The 21,120-nt window shown below is 61.5% G+C and carries 15 protein-coding genes; 12 read left to right on the top strand and 3 right to left on the bottom strand.

Annotated features, from left to right (window positions below; genetic code table 11):
* The first annotated feature begins 217 nt into the window (after positions 1–217).
* From AQ996_RS01285 to AQ996_RS01260, 6 genes are all read left to right on the top strand, one after another.
* The gene (locus AQ996_RS01285; protein ID WP_216594982.1) at positions 218–1,786 is read left to right on the top strand and encodes a threonine/serine exporter family protein; all 1,569 of its coding nucleotides are present in this window, start codon (positions 218–220) and stop codon (positions 1,784–1,786) included.
* Between the two features lie 312 nt (positions 1,787–2,098).
* A complete protein-coding gene (locus tag AQ996_RS01280) occupies positions 2,099–2,647 on the top strand; it encodes a DUF2798 domain-containing protein (RefSeq protein ID WP_055250338.1) in 549 nt (182 codons plus the stop codon).
* 281 nt (positions 2,648–2,928) lie between these two features.
* A complete protein-coding gene (locus AQ996_RS01275) occupies positions 2,929–7,368 on the top strand; it encodes an acyl-CoA dehydratase activase (RefSeq protein ID WP_055250335.1) in 4,440 nt (1,479 codons plus the stop codon).
* Entirely contained in the window at positions 7,352–8,041 is a 690-nt protein-coding gene (locus AQ996_RS01270; protein WP_055250333.1) for a TetR/AcrR family transcriptional regulator, read from the top strand. The genes AQ996_RS01275 and AQ996_RS01270 overlap by 17 nt, the downstream gene beginning before the upstream one ends.
* A gap of 192 nt (positions 8,042–8,233) precedes the next feature.
* A complete protein-coding gene (locus AQ996_RS01265) occupies positions 8,234–10,876 on the top strand; it encodes an ATP-dependent Clp protease ATP-binding subunit (RefSeq protein WP_055250331.1) in 2,643 nt (880 codons plus the stop codon).
* Positions 10,877–11,201: 325 nt separating this feature from the next.
* Entirely contained in the window at positions 11,202–12,659 is a 1,458-nt protein-coding gene (locus tag AQ996_RS01260) for an aminoacyl-histidine dipeptidase (RefSeq protein ID WP_055250330.1), read from the top strand.
* Positions 12,660–12,786: 127 nt separating this feature from the next.
* Here AQ996_RS01260 and AQ996_RS01255 read toward each other — a convergent pair whose 3' ends face one another.
* From AQ996_RS01255 to AQ996_RS01245, 3 genes are all read right to left on the bottom strand, one after another.
* Positions 12,787–14,091 (bottom strand): type II toxin-antitoxin system HipA family toxin, encoded by a 1,305-nt coding sequence (locus tag AQ996_RS01255; protein WP_055250328.1) that lies wholly within the window; start codon positions 14,089–14,091, stop codon positions 12,787–12,789.
* Positions 14,092–14,523: a helix-turn-helix domain-containing protein gene (locus AQ996_RS01250; RefSeq protein ID WP_055250326.1), complete on the bottom strand. Its 432-nt coding sequence runs from the start codon at positions 14,521–14,523 to the stop codon at positions 14,092–14,094. It lies immediately after the preceding gene.
* Positions 14,524–14,643: 120 nt separating this feature from the next.
* Entirely contained in the window at positions 14,644–15,228 is a 585-nt protein-coding gene (locus AQ996_RS01245) for a manganese efflux pump MntP (protein WP_055250325.1), read from the bottom strand.
* Positions 15,229–15,602: 374 nt separating this feature from the next.
* Here AQ996_RS01245 and disA point away from each other — a divergent pair, with 374 nt between their 5' ends.
* The 6 genes from disA (at position 15,603) to AQ996_RS01215 (ending at position 21,107) form a co-directional block, all read left to right on the top strand.
* Positions 15,603–16,643 (top strand): DNA integrity scanning diadenylate cyclase DisA, encoded by a 1,041-nt coding sequence (gene disA / locus AQ996_RS01240; RefSeq protein ID WP_369796797.1) that lies wholly within the window; start codon positions 15,603–15,605, stop codon positions 16,641–16,643.
* The gene (gene ispD, locus AQ996_RS01235; RefSeq protein ID WP_035137545.1) at positions 16,643–17,371 is read left to right on the top strand and encodes a 2-C-methyl-D-erythritol 4-phosphate cytidylyltransferase; all 729 of its coding nucleotides are present in this window, start codon (positions 16,643–16,645) and stop codon (positions 17,369–17,371) included. Before disA ends, ispD begins: the two co-directional genes overlap by 1 nt.
* Positions 17,361–17,855, top strand: a complete 495-nt coding sequence (gene ispF / locus AQ996_RS01230) for a 2-C-methyl-D-erythritol 2,4-cyclodiphosphate synthase (RefSeq protein WP_006234975.1) — start codon at positions 17,361–17,363, stop codon at positions 17,853–17,855. The genes ispD and ispF overlap by 11 nt, the downstream gene beginning before the upstream one ends.
* A gap of 3 nt (positions 17,856–17,858) precedes the next feature.
* Complete coding sequence (cysS, locus tag AQ996_RS01225) at positions 17,859–19,325, top strand: cysteine--tRNA ligase (protein ID WP_055250324.1); 1,467 nt, start codon at positions 17,859–17,861, stop codon at positions 19,323–19,325.
* A gap of 186 nt (positions 19,326–19,511) precedes the next feature.
* Complete coding sequence (gene rlmB / locus AQ996_RS01220; RefSeq protein ID WP_055250322.1) at positions 19,512–20,426, top strand: 23S rRNA (guanosine(2251)-2'-O)-methyltransferase RlmB; 915 nt, start codon at positions 19,512–19,514, stop codon at positions 20,424–20,426.
* 3 nt (positions 20,427–20,429) lie between these two features.
* Positions 20,430–21,107 carry an NYN domain-containing protein gene (locus tag AQ996_RS01215; protein WP_006234978.1) on the top strand — a complete coding sequence of 226 codons (678 nt, stop codon included), beginning with the start codon at positions 20,430–20,432 and terminating at the stop codon, positions 21,105–21,107.
* Positions 21,108–21,120 lie beyond the last annotated feature (13 nt).

Here is a 21,120-nt window from a genome sequence, read left to right as displayed (position 1 = left end):
GGCCGTCGCGAGGAAGCGGCTCAGGGCGATATACGCCGTGATGCGCGACCGGGTGCCCTACCGGGAGTAGCCCCGACGGTTGACAAAACTATAGGAACACCCAATGGCTACCCAATGGCTATTGCGCACATGGCTCGCATGACAGCCGTCTCTTTTATGTTTCCTTTAGCCGTTGCTGCCTAGGATGGGGGTTAGTCGGTAGGAAGGGAGCCCCTGTATGGACGATGTGAGCGAGCGTGCAATCGAAGAGGACATGCTCGATCAGTTCAATTACTTTGATGATGAGGATGAGGAGCTAATCGATCGTCGCGAGCCAGCGCCGCTTGATTCCTTTGATCTGGTCGATGAAGAGCCCGACGAGGACGAGGGCGAATCGGCGGAGCCCTCACAGCCTTCGCGCCTTGACTCGCTGCTTTCGAGAGCCCCCATGCACCACGGTGTCCGTGCCGGCGCGCTCCATATGAAAACTGACTGGCACCAGATCGTGACGGCAGGCGATGAACTTGCCGTCGATGCGCCGCTCACCGATAAATCATCCATCATCTGCCGCACCGGAATGCTTATGCTGGCAAGCGGAACGGGTGCCTGGCGCGTGCGCGATACCATGAATCGTGTTGCTGCCGTACTGGGCGTCACGATTCACGTCGACCTGAGTCTTCTGTCGTTTGAGTGCACCTGCATCGAAGATGGCCACTGCTTTAACGAGGTTGTCAGCTTGCCCACAACGGGCGTCAATACCCATCGCATTTGGATGATGGAGAGTTTCCTCAAGGAAATCGAGACCTATGGTCGTCGCTTCACGGTGCACGAGTATCACGAGATGCTCAAGACCGTTGAGAGTTCAAAACCTGATTACGCGCCTTGGCAACAGGGCCTTGCGGCGGCCTGCGCCTGTGGCGCCTTCGTTTTTTTGCTCGGCGGCGGCCCCATCGAGATGGCCTGCGCGTTCGTGGGCGCGGGTGTCGGCAACTTTGCCCGCTCCCATATTCTCAAGCAAGGCCTTGGTCAGTTCAGCGCGCTGACGACCGGCGTTGCGCTCGCTTGCGTTTCGTATCTGCTGGCATTGCTCGGCCTTGGCCAGGTCATACCGGGGGCAATGTCGCACCAAGAAGGCTATATCGGCGCCATGCTCTTTGTGATTCCCGGCTTTCCACTCATTACGGCAGGCCTCGACATCGCTAAGCTCGACATGCGAAGCGGTATCGAGCGCCTTTCATATGCCGTATCGATTATTGTGATGGCGACCCTCGTAGGTTGGATGGTTGCCGAGTGTGTTGGCCTGGCGCCGGACGACTTTGCCCCGCTCGGCCTTTCGCCGCTTGCCCTTACGCTCCTGCGCGTGGTGATGAGCTTCGTTGGCGTATTCGGCTTCTCGGTGATGTTCAGCAGCCCGGTAAAGATGGCCGCGGCAGCTGGGTTGATCGGCGCCGTTTCCAATACCCTGCGCCTTACGCTCGTCGATGCGCCGACGATGATTCCCTTCCTGGGCCTCAGCACGGGAATGCCTCCCGAGGCAGCAGCGTTTATCGGCGCGCTGGTATCGGGTCTGCTGGCAAGCTTGGCCGAAGTCAAGCTCACCTACCCGCGTATCGCTCTCACGGTGCCTTCGATTGTCATTATGGTGCCGGGTTTGTATCTGTATCGCTCGATGTATTACATGTGCACCTTCGACACAGTCAATATGCTCGGTTGGTTTGTGCGTGCAGTGCTCATCGTGGCGTTTCTGCCCGTTGGTCTGGGTGTGGCACGTACACTCACCGACCCCCGCTGGCGCCACACCAGCTAATTGGTGCAAGGGGGACATGTTACTTTGCACCAAATGAGTTGCGGTGAAATAGGGACTGAATTGCTGCTTAAAGGGTCAAAACAGTCCGTATTCCACCGCAACTTAGGGGGTCGGGGGATTGTTGGTGCCCTGCATCTTCATAAACTCAACGCTTACGAAGCGCGGGGTTTTCGTGCTAGGCTGGTTCCACCACATAAGTAGTCGCAGACGCACGTATCACGGGCGGGCGAGATGAAGTCCCAACAGCTCCATCTTGCCCGCCCTTTTTGTTGCGTGGTGTCGCGGCATAACACAGAAAGGACCATGCCCTTTATGCCTATCAACAAACGAGAGAGCCTGCTGTTCACCTTTATCATGTGCTTTTGCATGGTGCTCTGGATGAGCATCTACAACGTTGCCCTGCAGCATGGGGCCATCAACGGCGAGGTTGTTGCCGCCGCGTGGCTCGGCTTCCCCGTTGCCTACGTTTTTGCCATGTGCTGCGACTGGTTCGTCGCCAGCCCGCTCGCCAAGGGCTTCGCCTTTAAGTACTTGGTCACGCCGGGCAAGAGCTCGCCGCTCGCCATGACGCTCGCCGTCAGCTCCTGCATGGTCGTTCCCATGGTCATCATCATGTCGCTGTACGGTGCCTGCGAGGGTCTGACGCACATGCCCGGCGGCATCCTTGCGAACCTGTATTCCGTGCCCGCGATCTGGATGATCAACATCCCGCATAATTTTGTGATGGCGCTGCCGTGGAACCTTTTGGTAGCCGGTCCGATTTCCCACTTCGTCTTCCGTCGCGCCTTCCCTGTGGGGACGGTTTTCGAGGAGGAGCATGCCGAGCTCTTGGAGCAGGCTATGGCTCCTGAGTGCGAGTAGCTCGCTTAGGGATCTGCTGAGCGCGGGCGACTTGCTTGGTTGGAGCCCTAAGCGTGGATAGCTCTCTCGGCGACATCGCGGGCGTGAGCGGTGCGCATGACCGGAGGGCCCGTGCTGCTCCGTTGCCCGACGTGCTAGCGCGCAGAACAATCTGTTGGTGCATTCGGCGGCTGCTGAAGCGTTTCGGCAGCCGCTTTTTATACGGAGTTTAAATACAACAGTCTGTTGTATTACGTAGAGTGGTATATCTCTAGCGGGAAAAATGCGAGAGACGGAGCATTATGGCGTTGCTAGTAGGACTGGACGTAGGGTCGACGACGACCAAAGTTTACGCGATGCACGAGGATATGACCGAGGCGTGGTGGGGATATCGCCGCCACGGGGCGTGTCAGACAGCGAGCGTGCGCGCCATGCTCGGCGAGCTCGCCGAGCGCTTTCCCCATGAGTCGCTGCGCGTTGCGGTGACCGGCTCGGGTGCGCGCGATATCGCGACCGCGCTGGGCGCCTCGTACGTTCAGGAGGTGGTCGCCAACGCGCTCGCGATCAGCAGGTTCTATCCGCAGACGCGCTGCGCCATCGAGCTGGGCGGCCAAGACGCCAAGATGATCTTCTTCCGCACCAACGATAAGGGAGACATCGAGGTTGCCGACATGCGCATGAACGGCTCGTGCGCAGGCGGTACCGGTGCATTTATCGACGAGATGGCAAAGCTCATGGGGGTCGGCACCGAATCGGGCGAGTTCGAGCAGCTCGCAAGCCGGGGAACGACCGTCCACGAGGTCTCGGGCCGCTGCGGCGTGTACGCAAAGACCGATATCCAGCCGCTGCTCAACGAGGGCATTCCTACCACCGACCTGGCGCTTTCGGCGCTTCACGCGGTCGCCCGCCAAACGATCGGCGGTCTGGCCCAGGGTATCGACATCGAGCCGCCGGTAATCTTCGAGGGCGGTACGCTCGCCTACAACCCCACGCTGGTCCGCGTGTTCCGGGAGCAACTGAATCTATCGGACGATCAGGTTATCGTCCCGCGCGATCCGCAGATCATGGTCGCGCGCGGTGCCGCCCTGTCGCTGACCGACATGTTCGCATCGTCCCAACCGATCGACCTTCCCGACGCTTTTGTCCGGCTGGATAAGCTCGAGACGGTCGCGCCCGCAAGCGGGGAGGGACGTCTTGCCCAGCCCTTTTTTGCCACACCTGCCGAGCAGGCGGATTTTACGGCACGCCATGGCAAAGAGACGCCGGCAAAGGGTCCGGATGCGTATGCGCCCGGAGAGACGGTGCGTGTGGCGCTCGGTATCGATTCGGGGAGCACGACGACCAAGTTCGCCCTGGTCGATGAGGCGGGTGAGCTTGTCGATTCGTTCTACGCGTCTAATAACGGCAGACCGCTCGACGTCGCCCAACAGGGTCTTGTCAGCTTGAAGAACCGCTGGGAGACAGCGGGAGTCACGCTTGCGATCGATGCCGTGGGCACCACGGGATACGGCGAGGAGCTTTTCGCGCGCGCGTTCCACGCCGACTACCATACGGTCGAGACGGTCGCGCACGCCCGCGCCGCGTGCGCATGCGTTCCCGATGCGACCTTCGTGCTCGACATCGGCGGACAGGATATGAAGGCCATCTGGCTCAACCACGGCGTGCTGACCGATATCGTCGTCAACGAGGCGTGCTCTGCGGGCTGCGGCTCGTTCCTCGAGGGTTTTGCCAAAAACCTCGGAATAGCCGTTGAGGATATCGCGACCGAGGCATTTTCGTCCAAAGCCCCCGCCGTTCTCGGCAGCCGCTGCACGGTGTTCATGAACAGCAGCGTCGTTTCCGAGCAGCGGCGCGGTAAGGGTCCGGGCGACATCATGGCCGGTCTCTGCCGTTCGATTATCGAGAACGTGTTCACCAAGGTCATTCGCGTTTCAAATCTCAACCGTCTGGGCGACAAAGTCGTCGTCCAGGGCGGCACGTTCCGAAACGACGCGGTGCTGCGCGCATTCGAGCAGTATCTGGGCAAACCCGTCACGCGTGCGCCCCACCCGGGGCTGATGGGCGCTATCGGTATCGCCCTGCTCGCGCGCGAGGAATGCCGCAAGGGCGACGCCGGCACGTCGTTTATCGGGCTCGATGCCGTGGAGCGCTTCGAGCATCGCGAGTTCGGCGGCGTTACCTGCCGTCGGTGCAACAACCGCTGCCAGCGCGCGGTCGTGGCATTTGGCGACGGCTCGCTTTACGTCACGGGCAATCGCTGCCCGCGCGGCGGCGCCATCTCATGGGATGAGCTCGTGCGCGAGGTTCCCGCGGCGGAGGAGCTGCGTCCGCAGGGTGCTTGCGAGGCACAGGCACCCGGCACGGGGCGCGACCGGACCGCGGCTGCCCCCAATCTCTTTGTCGACCGCGAGAAGCTGCTGTTCGAGTCGTGCCCCACGGTTCCCGTCTGCGGGGGGCGCGATGTCACGATCGGCATTCCCCGTGTGCTCGAGTTCTGGGACACCATGCCGTTCTGGTCGACGTTCTTCAGCACGCTCGGCTTTAAGGTGCGCGTCTCGGGACGCAGCACCAAGGCGATGTACGAGCGCGGTCTGGCGCACGTCACATCCGACACCGTGTGCTTCCCGGCCAAGCTCGTCCACGGGCACATCCGCAATCTCGTCGACGCCGGCGTCGACCGCATCTTCATGCCCATCATCACGACGGTGCCCACCGAAAACACCGCCTCTACCAGCGAGTGGATGTGCGCCGTCGTAAAGGGATACCCCTACGTGATGCGCAATTCCGATAACCCGGAGGAGCGTTTCGGCGTTCCGTTCGATACGCCGCTGTTCCATTGGTACGACGAGGGCGACCGAAACCGCCAGCTCAAGGCGTGGTGCAAGGAGACCTTCGATATCGATGCCGACCTGGTTGCCAAGGCGACCGAGCAGGCGGACCGCGCGCAGCAGACGTTTGAGAACCAGCTGCAGCTGCGCGGCAGGCAGGTGCTCGAGAACGTGCGCGAGGACGGCGGCTACGCGGTGGTGATCGCTTCGCGCCCGTACCACAACGACCCGCTGGTCAACCACGGGCTGCCCAAGCTCTTCTCTGAGCGCGGCATCCCCGTGCTGACGCCCGATGCGGTGCCGGGGGTCTGCAACGTCGATCTTTCCAACAGCCGCATCGACATCGTGAACAACTACCATGCGCGCATGCTGTCGTGCGCGGTCATCGTCGCATCGACGCCCGAGCTCGAGCTCGTGCAGATGGGCAGCTTCGGCTGCGGCCACGATGCGTATCTCACCGACGAGATCGCGCGCATGATGGGCGAGATGGGCTCCAAGGTTCCGATGATGATCAAGCTCGATGAGAGCGACGTCGCCGGTCCCATGGGCATTCGCGTGCGTTCGTTTATCGAGTCGGTCAACCGTCGTCGCGCGGAGGAGCGTGCCGAGGGCGCCCGGGTGCACGCGGTCCATCCGCTCGACGACCCGTATAAGGTCAAGTACACCAAGCGCGACCGGCACGACAAGATCGCGCTGGTCCCCAACACCTCCCATGCGTTCTGCAGGCTCATGACCGCGGCGATGCGCAATCAGGGCGTGCGCGCCGAGGCCCTTGATATCGGGCGCGAGGATGCCATCCGCCTGGGCAAACGCTATGTGCACAACGACATCTGCTTCCCCGCGCAAATCGTGATCGGCGAGGCGCTCGCGGCACTCGAGAGCGGTAAGTACGACCCGCACGACGTCGCCGTGGTGACTGGCAAGTATATCGGCGACTGCCGCCTGACGCACTACATGCCCCTGCTGCGCCGCGCGCTCGACGACGCGGGATACGACTATGTCCCGGTGCTCACCAACGACGACGTCGATGCCCACAATGCGCATCCGGGCTTCAAGCTCGGCCTTGGCCCGAGCATCCAGATCGCCTACGGTCTTCCCATGATCGATGCCCTCGAGGCCATGCTTAGGCGCATCCGTCCCTACGAGCTCGAGAAGGGCGCGGCGGACGCTGCGTTCGACCGCGCGCTCGATGAGGTTATCGAGGGCATGGAGCGCTCCGGGCTGAGAGGCCAGGTGACGGGCTTCAAACGCGCGCTTGCGATCATGGACACCGTTCCGTACGACCGCTCGAACCCGCATCCGACCGTTCTCATCGTGGGCGAGTACCTGCTCAATTTCCATCTCGGCGCCAACCACGAGATCGAGCGCTACCTCGAGGACAACGGGCTCGAGGTCATCGAGGCGCGCATGACCGACGTGATCCGCAAGACCTATTTCTACAAGCATGCGCAGTCGCGCGAGTTCCACGTCGACCTGTCGCTGCCCGAAAAGGCCTGGTACGCCACGGCGGACAACCTGTTCGAGCTCGCGCACGACCGTTGCGACCGCCTGGGCGCGGCGAGCCCGCTCTACGAGCCGCCGACGCGCATGCCCGAGCTCGTGCGCGCGAGCGATAAGATCCTGCACCATACGTTCGATGCGGGCGAGGGCGTGCTGATTCCGGCGGAGATCCTCGAGCACGCCAAGCGCGGCTGCCGCAACTTCGTGATCCTGCAGCCGTTCGGGTGTCTGCCCAACCATGTCGTGGGGCGCGGGCTCATCCATGCGCTCAAGGAGCAGTATCCCACGGCGCAGTTCCTGCCGCTCGACTACGATCCCGACGTGAGCTTCGCCAACGTGGAGAACCGTCTTCAGATGCTCATCATGAACGCCAAGGCGCAGGGGTGCGGTGAGGCGCATGGCGAGACCGCGTAAGGACGCCGATGCGCCCGATGCACGCACCCGTATCATCGAGGCGTTTTGGGAGCTCATCGAGAACAACAGCATCTTCGAGCTGTCGGTTGGCGAGGTGACCCGCGCCGCCCAGTGCAATCGCGGAACGTTTTACTACTATTTTCACGATTTCGATGAACTCGTCGCCATCGCCATAGCCCAGCTGCTGCAGGATAACGAGCTCATCACCGATGCCCTCTGGCATTTTTCGAGCGAGGGCGACCTTTCGGCGTTCGACCGGCGCGACGTCCGCTGTCTGCTGCGGCGCATCGTCATCACCATGAGGGCGGGTGCCGCCGAGCAGGTCGTGCAGGGCATCCATACGATCATCATCGACCGCGTGAGAGAGATCGTCCACCCCGACGGAGAAGAGCTCAAGGCAGATTCGAGCTTTGCGGTGGGCTTTCTGGTCTCGGGCATCATGGACTTTGTGATGGCGGTCGGCTTTGCCCGGGAGGGCGGCGAGGAGATAGACCTCGAGCAGCTGGGGGACAGCGCGTGCGCGTACCTGAGGGCGGTCGCCATGCAGACGGTGGAAACGGTCGCGCAAGTCGAGGGCGTCGATACATCCGAGCTGCTCGAACGCGTCTCCAAGGAGGCCGATGCCTATCGCGCATCGCGTGCGACGAGTCCCGACGTGATGAAAGACGCCTAGGGTTTCTCTTGCGGGGCGCCTGTCGCGCATCGCGCGGTGAGTCCCGCGATGCGGTCATAACCTGCATTCATGTGAGCCGGGTTTATAGATATTCCTCCAGCTGTTAACATAGACAACCTGTGGGTAAAGAGACAAAAGCGCCGCCGACGGGCGGGCGTTTTGATTTCGATGAACTCATGTAAGGAAACGAGCATGTTAGATAGATTTACCGATCGAGCGCGCAAGGTCATGTCGATGGCCAAACAGGAGGCGCTCGATCTTCATTCAAATAAGGTGGGCACCGAGCACCTGCTGCTCGCGCTTGCCAAGGAGGACGAGGGCATTGCCGCCGAGGCGCTGCGTTCGCTCGACATCTCCTACGATGACATCATGGATACTCTCAAAGAGGTCCGGACCACCGTTCCCGAGCCCAGCGAGGAGACCGAGGCGGCCAAGCTCGCCTTTACGCCGCTCGTCATTAGCGTGATGGAGCGTTCATTCCGCGTGGCACGCGAGAACAACCAGACCTACGTGTCGACCGAGCACCTGCTCATCGGTATCGTCGAAGAGGGCAACGGCATGGCCATGGACATCCTCATGCGCCTGGGCGTGTCGTCCGCCTCCATCAAAAAGGCTATCGAGAAACTCACCGCCAAGGACCAGGACGAGAAGCGTCCGCTCGCCGGCGCCGGTGCCGGGCGTCCCGGTGCGGGCCTGCCGTTCTTTAGCGGCTCGGATGCCTCTCAGCAAAAGGGAAGTGGCACCGATACGCTTAAGCAGTTCGCGACCAACCTTACGCAGAAGGCCCGCGACGGCAAGCTCGATCCCGTGATTGGCCGCGAAAAGGAAGTCCAGCGCATGATGGAAATCCTTTCGCGCCGCACTAAGAACAACCCGCTCATCTTGGGCGACCCCGGCGTGGGCAAGACGGCCATCGTCGAGGGCCTGGCCCAGCAGATCGCCGCCGGCAACGTGCCCGAGAACCTCATGAACCAGAATATCTGGACACTCGACCTGCCGGGCCTCGTTGCGGGCGCCAAGTATCGCGGCGAGTTTGAGGAGCGCCTCAAGAACGTGATCCAGGAGGCGACCGAAGCCGACGACGTCATCTTGTTTATCGACGAGATGCACACCATCATCGGTGCCGGTTCTGCCGAGGGTTCTATCGATGCGAGCTCCATGCTCAAGCCGGTGCTCGCACGCGGTGCCTTCCAGATTATCGGCGCCACCACGGCCGAGGAGTTCCGCAAGTACCTCACCAAGGATCCGGCCTTTGAGCGCCGCTTTCAGACCATCGATGTCGAGGAGCCGAGCGTCGAGGACACGGTCAAGATCCTGACCGCGCTCAAGCCGCGCTACGAGGAACACCACCATGTGCGTTACACACAGGGTGCTATCGAGGCTGCCGCGAACCTCTCCAACCGCTACATTCAGGACCGCTTCCTGCCCGATAAGGCCATCGACCTCATCGACGAGGCCGGTGCCCGCGCCCGCATCGCCGCCAACCGCGCGCCCGAGCCGGTGCGCGAGGCCGAGCATCGCGTCGAAGAGCTCAAGGTTGCCGCACAGGAGGCCACCGAGAGCGACGACATGAACAAGGCTGCCGAGATCACTGAGCAGCAAAAGGCTGCCGAGATTGAGCTTGCCGAGGCCAAGGCTGCCTGGACGGCCGAGCTCGACGCGAGCCCGCTCACCATCGACGTCGCCCAGATCGCCGACATCGTCTCCGTGACCTCGGGTGTGCCGGTGTCTTCGCTCACCGAGAGCGAGAGCCGTCGCCTGCTGCAGACCGAAAGCGTGCTCAAGACCCGCATTATCGGCCAGGACGAGGCAGTCGAGGCCGTCGCCAAGGCCGTTCGCCGCAGCCGTTCGCCGCTCAAGGACCCGCGTCGCCCCGGCGGCAGCTTTATCTTCCTGGGCCCCACCGGCACGGGCAAGACCGAGCTCGCCAAGACGCTCGCCGAGTACCTCTTTGGCAGCAAGGACGCGCTCATCAGCTTCGACATGTCGGAGTTCGGCAGCGAGTTCGAGGTCTCCAAGCTTATCGGTAGCCCCCCGGGCTACGTTGGCCATGACGAGGGCGGTCAGCTCACCAAAGCCGTGCGCCGTCATCCGTACTCGGTTGTGCTGTTCGACGAGATCGAGAAGGCGCACCCCGATATCTTCAACATTCTGCTGCAAGTGCTGGAGGAGGGCCGCCTGACCGATAGCCAGGGCAAGACGGTCGACTTCCGCAATACTGTGATCATTATGACGTCCAACGTGGGCGCCCGAGAGATTGCGCAGGATGCGAGCGTTGGCTTTGGCACCACCGGCGAGCAGGGTCTCACGTCGAGTGAGATCAAGAGCCGCGCGATGGGCGAGCTCAAGCGCCTGTTCCGCCCCGAGTTGCTCAACCGTATCGACGACATTGTGGTGTTCCAGAAGCTTTCGGGCGAGAATCTGACCAAGATCGCGCACCTGCTGGTGGACGACTTGCGTCAACGCCTGATTGCCAACGGCATGAACATCAAGCTCACCGATGCGGCCTACGACAAGATCGTGGCCGAGGGCACCGACCTCACCAATGGCGCGCGTCCGCTGCGCCGTGCCATCCAAAAGCTCATTGAGGACCCGCTGTCCGAGGAGCTGCTGGCCGGCGAGTGGGGCGAGGGCGATACCGTCCTGTGCGATGTGGCCGACGGCAAGTTTGTCTTTAGCCACGGCACGGGCGAGATTCCGGCACCGCGTCCGGTCGGCGCGCTCGGCGGCGATACCGCTCCGGCGGCGCCGCACACCGGCAACGCCGCGCCCGTAAGCGGTGGAGTGAGTTCGGGCCCCGGCGGCATGATGCAAGCCGGTTCCGGCGCGCTGTAGGGCGTAACAAAAACCTTGTGTCCACGAGGGCGTTCCAAAGGAGCGCCCTTTTTCTGTTGGAAAGGCCCCTTCGTTCAAGGTAAATCTCATTAAACATACCAACGGCGTATGCATAAACGTTGATCAAGCGTTGAGGTTGGTTGAAGGGCCCAACGTTCCTTCGCGCGGCCCGTCTAACCTGCTTTATCTTAATAAAGTGGCGTTTCCCCGCCGTTAGCCGATGATGCGGGGGCGCTCGGCGTTTTCGACTGGTTTATGCACGCAAAGTCTGGGAATATACAAGTCGCATGTCTTACTGTCTAACCAGTTGCGCCAAGGAGGCACCATGGACTACAAGATTACCGGCTACGAGCCCGCCCAGCTGTTCCATTTCTTTGAGGAGGTCAGCGCGATTCCCCGCGGGTCTGGTAATGAGAAGGGCATCAGCGATTTCCTGGTCGCGTTTGCCAAGGAGCGCGGTCTCGATGTGTACCAGGACGAGGTCTACAACGTTATCATTCGCAAGCCCGCGTCTGCCGGCGCCGAGAATGCCCCGACCGTGATGCTGCAGGGTCACATCGACATGGTGTGCGACAAGCTGGGTTCCGTCGAGCACGACTTTACGACCGACGGTATCGACTTGGTCGTCAAGGACGGCGTCCTCACCGCTAACGGCACCACGCTGGGCGCCGACAACGGTATCGCCGTCGCTCTGATGCTCACTGTTCTCGATGACGATTCGATCGTTCACCCCGCTCTCGAGTGCGTATTCACCACCGACGAGGAGACTGGCCTGGTCGGCGCCGAGACGCTCGACAAGTCCCAGATTAGCGCCCGCACCATGATTAACCTTGACTCCGAGGAAGAGGGCGTTGCTACCGTCAGCTGCGCCGGCGGTGTCGTCGTTACCTACACCTGCCCGATCGCGCGCGAGCACAAGACCGGTAGCACCCTCACGCTCGACATCTCCGGCCTGCTGGGCGGCCACTCCGGCAGCGATATCAACCTGGAGCGCGGCAATGGTAACCTCATCATGGCCCGCATCATCGACCGTCTGATGGTTGCCGGCGAGCCCGCCATCGTCAGCTTCAACGGCGGCACCAAGGACAACGCCATCAACCGTGAGTGCAAGGCTGTTCTGGTCTACGCCGACCACGCTGCCGCCGAGGCCGCGGCCCAGATCGCAAAGGGCATCATCGCCGACGTCACTGCCGAGCTCGAGGTCTTCGACCCCGGCTTTACCTGCACCGTCGAGATTGCCGACGACGCCGAGGTCGAGGCCATGGACCAGAAGTCCGCGCTTGCCCTCATCCGCGCCCTGCGTCTTGCCCCTAACGGCGTGATTCGCCGCAACGTCGCCACCGACGGCTCCGTCGAGGTTTCCTCCAACATCGGTGTGGTTGCCACTTCTGACGACGAGGTCAAGATCATGCTGTCCCCGCGCTCCTCGATCACCTCGCTGCAGAACGAGTTCAAGGACCGCCTGCAGACGCTGGCCGATGTCCTGGGCTTCGACGCCAAGTTTGAGTTCGAGTATCCCGGCTGGAGCTATGCCGAGCATTCGCCGGTCCGCGACGTCTTTGTCGAGAGCTATCGAGAGCTCTTTGGCTCCGAGCTGCGCATCGAGTCCATTCACGCCGGCCTTGAGTGCGGCCTGTTTGCCGAGGCTCTGCACGGCCTGGACGCCATCGCCGTGGGCCCGACGCTCTCCGATGTCCATACCCCGGACGAGAGCATGGAGCTCGCTTCTGCCGAGCGCTTCTACGAGCTGCTCATCGACGTCCTCAAGCGCCTCGCTGCGTAAAGGTTGCGCTAGCAGCAGTCCGAGCCACGTGCTAGCGGATTGCAAATGACATTATGAGAGGGGGCACCCGGTCTTTTGCGACGGGTGTCCCCTCTCTTTTGTTTGATAACTGCGAAATTAAGGCCACCTAGTCCATTTCTGCCTTGATGAGGTCGAGGGTGCGCTGGCAGTTTTCGCGGACGGGGCCGAGCATATGCTCGCGCAGGTCCGCCATGCCGGGCAGGTCGGCGTATTCGTCCATGACCTCTTCCATGCAAATGGGCACCTCGTAGGCGAGGTCCATCATGGTCGCAAAGCAAAACTTCTCGGATAGCCCGGCATCGGTGAGTGCCGCCTCCAGCGCGGGGTCGCCCATACCGTGGTATCGGCGGATAGCGCCTGGACCGATGCGCCCCACACGATTTTCGCCGCCAACGCTCATGGCAAGGCGCGCCCGGCGGCGCATGCGCTCGTATGCCAGCCCCGATGCGACATCGTACATGGGTGCGAGCGCCGCGTTTGTGCCTTTGCCAAGGATGAGCGAGTAGTTTTTAGCGTGTGCGTCAGGCGCTCCGATAATGGCGTTATAGAACAACATATAGGTAAAAAGCACAAGATTCATGTGGTGGGGGACTGTGTTAATCAGTCGTTCTTGGATGTCTCGTGTAGTTGGTCCTCCGTCGGCGGTGTATTTCTGGATTGGCAATACACCGAGCGCCTGGCAAAAGTCCTCCTGATGCAGCCTTTCGATATTTCCGCTGCTATTGACCATTCTGTCGTACCGTTCAACGACGAGCGCGGCTTCGTCTTCAAATGTGTAATAGGAGACGTTGGCAGTTGGAATGCCAACACGCCGAGCCGTTTTCATGCAGACGAATTCGTTTAAGGCCTGATGTTTGAACCCAACGACACCATTTTTGAAGATATGGGTAGTGGGGGATGACCCTAGACATTCGCACCATTGGCCATCATGCCAAGCTAGTGCAAATTTGCCTTGATTGCCGCCCAGGGACCAGCTTTCGTTGGAGCCCATCCATGTCTCTCTTTCGTCATCGCGAATTGCTTTGAGCTTGTGAGCGATTTGAGAATTGGTAAGCGGGCGGTATGCCGAGACCCTGCCGCGGGCGGCGTCTAATTGATCGGCTCGACAAAACTGAACGGCCCCCGCGCAGTCTAGACCGATATGGCACAAGAGGGCGACGGGGTTGTTGGATGCAACATCATGCTCGGTGGCAATAGCGCGACGCTGCTCTTGACTGTCGGGCAAAAGGCCAAATAGGAACGGGCGGACGATGCTATGGCCATACGTGCGATTGGAAAGCGGCATTGTTAGCGATAACGGTGCTCCGCGATAGGTTGGGGCGTATGCAAAGCTGCAGAGTCCATGCTCGTCTTGGCGGAGAGTGCCGGCGATTTCGCCACAAATGAGGGTCGCGAGCTCCATCTCTGCCATTTATTTCACAACCTTGCAGCCAAAGGAGAGGTTTGAAGTGCCGGAAAGGCCTTGCTCGGCTGCGATTTGGGCCAGCAAGGCACCATAGGAAGATGGCGTTCCTTGTCGAGTGGGTCGTCTGCCTGCGCTTGGCTTTGGCAGGGTATTCGAGTTCGCGATAGGGAGGTTCACTATCGTCGTCGGATGTTCGGAGGGCGATGCGATGGAGTCGTTATCGCTTTGCGCGAAGAGACCAATGCCGAGTGCGTTAAAGACGGTCAGCAACTTGTCGAGTCGAATGCCGGTGGCGTCTCCTAGCTCGAGCGATGCGAGCAGGCGTTCCGAAACACCGGCTTTTTTAGCGAGGGCGGCACGGGTGATCCCCTGCGCCTCGCGCGCCTGACGCACGTAGATGCCGGCTTGGCGCGGCGTGGTGATGGGAAGGGTATCCATGGCAATCTCCTAACGTGCAGACTTTTGCATCCTAGTATGACATGCAAAAGTCTGCATGAAAAGGCCTCATGCAAAACTCTGCATGAGGCCTCATACGGACGTTTAGTTTTGAAGGGTGTTTTACAGCACCAAAATCCCCAGGTGCTCCAGCAAAATCTTGAGGCCGATGAGGATGAGCACGACGCCGCCCACGATGGTGGCGGGTTTTTCGTAGCGCTCGCCAAAGGTGTGGCCGATCGCTACGCCGGCGACGGAGAAGATAAACGTTGTGACTCCGATAAGCGATACAGCGGGAACGATGTCAACCGAGAGCGCAGCAAATGAGATGCCCACGGCCAGGGCGTCGATTGAGGTGGCGATAGCCAGAATCAGGTACTCACCCAGGTCAATCTTTTCGGCATCCTTGCCGTCGCTCTCGTCCTCATCCTCGTCTTCGGTAAAGGCCTCCCACAGCATTTTGCCGCCGATAAAGGCCAAAAGGATAAAGGCGATCCAATGGTCGATGGGTCCGATGATGCTCATGAATTGACTGCCGAGCGCCCATCCGATTACGGGCATGCCGGCCTGGAAGCCGCCAAAGAACAGGCCGAGCACTACGGCGACCTTAAGGTTGATCTTCTTCATGCCAAGGCCCTTGCAGATGGATACGGCAAAGGCGTCCATCGAAAGGCCGATAGCGAGCAATACGAGCTCTGCGAGTCCCATAGTCTGGCTCCCTTTCTGCGGGCGGGCCCGCGTGTACCTCTTGGGGGAGTAACAAAAAAGACCCGTGGCGTACGCGTTGTGCGCACAGCCACGAGTCTCGTTCATTAAGGCAAGCCAGACCGCATCGGCCAGTATGTTGACTTGCCGCGCCACCGGAGGCGAACCCGGTCACGCGACTACTCCCTCATTTATGCGAATCCCGATGCTACCACATAAGCAGCTCATTTGGATTGGGGCTCTCAGCTGTGTTCGCTCATTCTGTAAGCATCGGATTTTGCGGGCGTCACAGGGGCAAACCGTGAGAAACTTATTGACGTTTATGGAGCGTATACGATGGGAGCGATGCCTTGGATAAGAACGAGCTGCAAAAGCGTATGGAACAGGCCATTCGCCTGACGGCACCTGGCCAGCCGATCCGCACCGCCCTCGACATGATCATTGCCGGTCACCTGGGTGCCCTTATCTGCGTCGGCGACACCGAAAACGTGCTCGCTGCCGGTAACGACGGCTTCCCGCTCAACATTTCGTTTACCTCGAACCGCCTGTTCGAGCTTTCCAAGATGGACGGTGCCATCGTTATCGATGGCGACCTCACCCAGATCCTGCGCGCCAACTTCCACCTCAATCCCGATCCCTCGCTTGCCACGAGTGAGACGGGCATGCGTCACCGTACTGCCGCTCGCATGTCGGTGCTCACCGACGCCATCGTGATCTCGGTTTCGGCTCGTCGCGCCGTCGTTAACGTGTACGTTCACGGCAAGAGCTACGAGATCCAGCCCGTCACCACCATCATGAGCTCGGTCAACCAGCTCGTCGCCACGCTCCAGACTACCCGTCAGTCGCTCGACCGCTCCCTGCTGCGCCTGACGGCCCTCGAGCTCGACGACTACGTCACGCTCGCCGACATTACCGGTATTTTCTCGAGCTTCGAGATCATGCAGCAGGCAAAGACCGAGCTTAAGGATTGCATTGTCAAGCTGGGCAACCAGGGCAAGCTCGTGCAGATGCAGCTCGAGCAGCTCGCGGGCTCCAGCATGGATACCGAATACGACTTGATGATCCGCGACTACGCAAGCGATTCCTCCGAGGCAAACGCCGAGAAGATCCGCGCCGAGCTGAGCCGCATGACGCCTAAGGACCTGTCCGACCCGCAGCACGTGGCGGCAGTTCTGGGTTACGACGACCTGGACGAGGACTCCGTCATGACGCCGCTGGGCCTGCGCACGCTTTCGCGCGTGTCCGTCGTGCGCGACGGCGTGGCCGAGAAGATTGTCGACGAGTACGGCTCGCTGCAGGAGCTCATGGACGACATCAGCGAGGATCCGGAGCGCCTGGGCGACTTTGGCGTCAACAACCCTGCCATTCTTGCGGACTCGCTGTACCGCATGAAGGGCACCAAACAGGGGAACGCATAATGGCGCCCGTATGCGCCGTGGTCGTTGCCGGTGGCAGCGGCCAGCGCTTTGGTAACCCCGGTGGCAAGCAGCTCGTCAATGTAGCGGGCCGTCCGCTCATGAGCTGGTCCATCCGCGCGTTCGATCGAAGCGACAAGGTCGGCCACATCGTGGTGGTGTGTCCTGCCGAGCGCCGTGCCGAGATGCGCCGACTTGCCATCGACCCGTTTGACTATGACACGCCCATCAGCTTTGCCGATGCCGGCGATACCCGTCAGGATTCCACCCGTGCCGGCGTGCATGCGGTTCCGGCGGGTTTCGAATATGTCGCCATCCACGATGGCGCTCGTCCGCTCATTACGACCGAGGCCATCGACCACGCTATCGACGTGCTCGTGAGCGACCGTGCCCTCGACGGTGTCGTGTGCGGTCAGCCCGCGATCGACACGCTCAAGATCGTTGACGGCGATAATATCGTCGAGACGCCGCCGCGTGAGCTCTACTGGGCAGCGCAGACGCCGCAGATCTTTAGCGTCGATGCTATGAAGCGCGCCCACGCTGCAGCCATTGCCGAGGGCTTTATCGGTACCGATGATTCGTCGCTGGTCGAGCGCATGGGTGGGCGCGTCCGCTGCGTCCAGAGCCCACGCGATAACCTTAAGGTGACGGTGCCCGAGGACCTGCGTCCCGTAACCGCGATTCTGCTTGGCCGCATGGCCGAGGGAGAGGACCTTCCCCATGTTCAGTAACCTGCGCATTGGCCATGGCTACGACGTTCACCGTCTGGTGGAGGGGCGTCGATGTATCATCGGCGGTGTCGACATTCCCTACGAGCGCGGCCTGCTGGGCCACTCGGATGCTGATGTGCTCGCGCACGCCTTGGCCGACGCCATTCTGGGCGCCTGCCGCGGGGGAGACATCGGCAAGCTATTCCCCGATACCGACCCTGCCTACGAGGGCGCCGACTCGATGGTGCTGCTTGCCCGCGTAATGGACTATGCGCGTGAGCTGGGCTTTGAGTTTGTCGATGCCGACTGCACCATTGCCTGCCAGCAGCCTAAGATCACCCCGCATCGCGATGCCATGCGCGCCAACCTTGCCCATGCCCTGGGCGTTGACGTCGAAAACGTGGGCGTCGCCGCCACTACGACCGAAAAGCTCGGTTGGGAAGGCCAGGGCGAGGGAATCGGCGCCTGGGCCGTTTGCCTGCTACAGAAAACCGTTAAGGAGTAACGAATGCGTATCTACAACAGCGCTACCCATAAAAAGGAAGAGTTCCAGCCCATCGAGTCCGGCAAGGTCCGCATGTATGTGTGCGGCCCCACGGTCTACGACAACATCCACATCGGCAATGCCCGCACGTTCATCAGCTTTGACGTGATTCGTCGCTGGCTCATCGCGAGCGGCTACGAGGTCACGTTCGCCCAGAACCTCACCGATGTCGATGACAAGATCATCAAGCGCGCCAACGAGCAGGGCCGCACTGCCGCCGAGGTCGCGACGGAGTTCTCCGACAAGTTCATCGGCGTCATGCGCGCCGCCAACGTGCTCGATCCCGATGTGCGCCCCCGCGCCACCAAGGAGATCGGTCCCATGATCGCCATGATCAAGACGCTCATCGAGCAGGGCCACGCTTACGCCGCCGATAACGGCGACGTGTACTTTGCCGTGCGCAGCGATCCCAACTATGGTCAGGTCTCGGGCCGCAACATCGATGACCTTATGGTGGGTGCGCGCATCGAGGAGAACGAGGACAAGAACGACCCGCTCGACTTTGCCCTGTGGAAGGCCGCCAAGCCCGGCGAGCCCAGCTGGCCGAGCCCCTGGGGCGAGGGCCGTCCCGGTTGGCACACCGAGTGCGCCGCCATGGTACACCGCTACCTGGGCACCCCGATTGACATCCACGGCGGCGGCTCCGACCTTGCCTTCCCGCATCACGAGAACGAGTGCGCCCAGGCCACCTGCGCCTGGCACCAGGGCTTCTCCAACACCTGGATGCACACGGGCATGCTGCTGGTTGACGGCGAGAAGATGTCCAAGTCGCTCGGAAACTTCTTTACGCTGGCCGAGGTGCTCGAGCAGCACTCTGCCGCGGCCCTGCGCCTGTTGATGCTGCAGACGAGCTATCGCTCGCCGCTCGACTTCTCCTGGGAGCGCCTGGAGGGTGCCGAGAACTCACTCACGCGTATTGCCGGTACGGTCGAGAACCTTCGTTGGGCTGCGAACCATGCGACGGCCGATGCCGATGCGGGTGCCGCCGAGGCGTTTTCCGCCAAGGCCGCCGAGACCCGCGCCGCCTTTAAGGAGTGCATGGACGACGACTTTAACACCGCCGGTGCCATGGGTGCTGTCTTTGGCTTTGTCACCGAGTGCAATCAGTATCTGGAGCAGGCGGGCGATGCTGCCGACAAGGCCGCAGCCCTGGCTGCCGCCGATACGCTGGCCGAGCTGCTCGATACGTTTGGCGTTGAGCTTCCCGAGCCCAAGGTCGAGTTGCCGCTGGGCCTGCTGGGCGTTGCCGCCGGTTTGGTTGCCTACACGGGCGACGACGTGGACGAGGCCGCTGCCAAGATTCTCGAGGCTCGTGCCGAGGCTCGTGCCGCCAAGAACTGGGATCTGGCAGATGCCATCCGTGATCAGCTCAAGGACCTGGGCCTGACGATTGAAGATACCGCCGCCGGCACTCGTATCAAATCTCTCTAATCCCCGCGGGTTTCCCAAGCACCCGACCTTGCCGTTCAAACCGTCGCTCGCGTACTCAAGTACGCGTCGCTCCCCTTTCACGGCAATCTCGGGCACTTGGAAAACCCGTACCGACCGCCCGAATTAATATTCATGGGCGGTCGTTTATTTTGTTTCGTTTGATAGTTGTATTTAGGAGGTCACTTTATGGCCGACAATCGCAAGCGTGCGCCTCGTGGCGGCAAGCAGGCTGCTTCTGGCTCGCGTCCGATTCGCCGCAATGACCGCGCTGCCGCTCCCAAGGGCCAGCGCGATCGCACCCAGGCCGCACGTCCGCAGCGCGATCGCAACCGCGACGCTGTCCAGGCTCCCAAGGGCGAGTTTATCGAAGGTCGTCGTGCAGCCGCCGAGGCGCTGCGCACTGGTTTTCCCATCAAGTGCGCGCTCATTGCCGAGGGCGGGGAGCGCGATGCCGCCTTGTCGCGCCTGGTCGACGACCTCAACGCCGTGGGTGTCCGCATTAAGTATGTGCCGCGCGCGCAGCTCGACGCACTGTCGAGCCACGGCGCTCACCAGGGCATCGCGCTCGAGGTTGGCAACTTCCCCTATGCCGATGTCGCCGATATTCTCGACCGCGCAGGCGAGGGCCCGGCACTTGTCGTGGTGCTCGACCACGTGACTGACGACGGCAACTTTGGCGCCATCGTGCGCTCCGCCGAGGTTGTGGGCGCGGCGGGCGTCGTCATTGCCAATAAGCGTGCCGCCGGCGTGACCGTGGGCAGCTATAAGACCTCAGCCGGTGCCGTCATGCATCTGCCTATCGCGCAGGTTCCCAATATCGCCCGTGCGCTCGACGATTTTAAGGCCGCTGGTTTTTGGGTGGGCGGTGCTTCCGAGCACGCCGAAGGCAGTTGCTGGGATGCTCCTTTCGAGGGCCGCGTGGCGCTCGTCATGGGCTCCGAGGGCGACGGCATCTCGCGTCTGGTGCTCGAGAAATGCGACTTTTTGACCAAGCTTCCCCAGCGCGGTATGACCGAGAGCCTCAATGTTGCCCAGGCGACCACGGCGCTGTGCTTTGAGTGGCTGCGCCGCAACGCCGGCGAGCTGATGGGGGAGGAGTAGCGCATGTCCAAAAAGAACCGTGCCAAGTCCAAGGCCAAGCGCTTTGGCGAGGGCTCGGCCAAGCCGATTGTTTCGGCCGCGACCTATGGCGTGGGCGGCAATGCGTTTGCGCAGGCTATCGCCGACCCAGTCTCGACGGTGCACTCCAACAAGCCCGAGCTGCTGGTGGTCGACGGTTACAACGTGATCCACTGCACGCCGCGCTACGAAAAGCTCGTGTACGACCATTCCGACGATCCGTATTCCAGCGACGTTCACGATATGGCGCGCACGGCGCTCATTAATGACGTAGCTGCGTTTGCCCAGGGCCGCTACGAGGCCGTGATCGTATTTGACGGCGCGGGCAATATCTCCAGCGAGCGCCCCAACCTACCGGCCCGCGGTGTGCGCATTGAGTTTTCGCCGACGGGTGTTTCGGCCGATACCGTGGTGCAGAAGCTCTGCATCGAGGCGCGCGAGGAAGGCCGCGCGTGTTCTGTAGTGTCGAGCGACGGCACGATCCAGGCCGTCGTCATGGGCAAGGGCGTTACGCGCATCTCGAGCCGTATGCTGGTGGACGAGATCAAACAGATCGACAACGACGTGCACGAGGCCGAGGAAGCTCCACAAATCAAGATGACTCTGGGCAGTCGCCTGAGCCCCGATGCCCTGGCCAAGCTCAAGGCCCTGCGCGGGAGGTAGGGAAGTTGGCGGG

Origin of the sequence: Collinsella aerofaciens (assembly GCF_001404695.1) — a bacterium.
Lineage (GTDB): Bacteria > Actinomycetota > Coriobacteriia > Coriobacteriales > Coriobacteriaceae > Collinsella > Collinsella aerofaciens_E.
Note: the sequence above shows the minus strand (reverse complement) of the source record. Positions and strands in the feature narration are given on the sequence as shown.

Coding starts and splice junctions, on each gene's coding strand:
- cysS (WP_055250324.1), top strand. CDS start 17,859: ATGCGTATCTACAACAGCGCTACCCATAAAAAGGAAGAGTTCCAGCCC.
- AQ996_RS01250 (WP_055250326.1), bottom strand. CDS start 14,523: ATGGATACCCTTCCCATCACCACGCCGCGCCAAGCCGGCATCTACGTG.
- rlmB (WP_055250322.1), top strand. CDS start 19,512: ATGGCCGACAATCGCAAGCGTGCGCCTCGTGGCGGCAAGCAGGCTGCT.
- AQ996_RS01265 (WP_055250331.1), top strand. CDS start 8,234: ATGTTAGATAGATTTACCGATCGAGCGCGCAAGGTCATGTCGATGGCC.
- disA (WP_369796797.1), top strand. CDS start 15,603: ATGGAACAGGCCATTCGCCTGACGGCACCTGGCCAGCCGATCCGCACC.
- AQ996_RS01260 (WP_055250330.1), top strand. CDS start 11,202: ATGGACTACAAGATTACCGGCTACGAGCCCGCCCAGCTGTTCCATTTC.
- AQ996_RS01255 (WP_055250328.1), bottom strand. CDS start 14,091: ATGGCAGAGATGGAGCTCGCGACCCTCATTTGTGGCGAAATCGCCGGC.
- AQ996_RS01215 (WP_006234978.1), top strand. CDS start 20,430: ATGTCCAAAAAGAACCGTGCCAAGTCCAAGGCCAAGCGCTTTGGCGAG.
- AQ996_RS01280 (WP_055250338.1), top strand. CDS start 2,099: ATGCCTATCAACAAACGAGAGAGCCTGCTGTTCACCTTTATCATGTGC.
- AQ996_RS01275 (WP_055250335.1), top strand. CDS start 2,929: ATGGCGTTGCTAGTAGGACTGGACGTAGGGTCGACGACGACCAAAGTT.
- ispD (WP_035137545.1), top strand. CDS start 16,643: ATGGCGCCCGTATGCGCCGTGGTCGTTGCCGGTGGCAGCGGCCAGCGC.
- AQ996_RS01285 (WP_216594982.1), top strand. CDS start 218: ATGGACGATGTGAGCGAGCGTGCAATCGAAGAGGACATGCTCGATCAG.
- AQ996_RS01270 (WP_055250333.1), top strand. CDS start 7,352: ATGGCGAGACCGCGTAAGGACGCCGATGCGCCCGATGCACGCACCCGT.
- ispF (WP_006234975.1), top strand. CDS start 17,361: ATGTTCAGTAACCTGCGCATTGGCCATGGCTACGACGTTCACCGTCTG.
- AQ996_RS01245 (WP_055250325.1), bottom strand. CDS start 15,228: ATGGGACTCGCAGAGCTCGTATTGCTCGCTATCGGCCTTTCGATGGAC.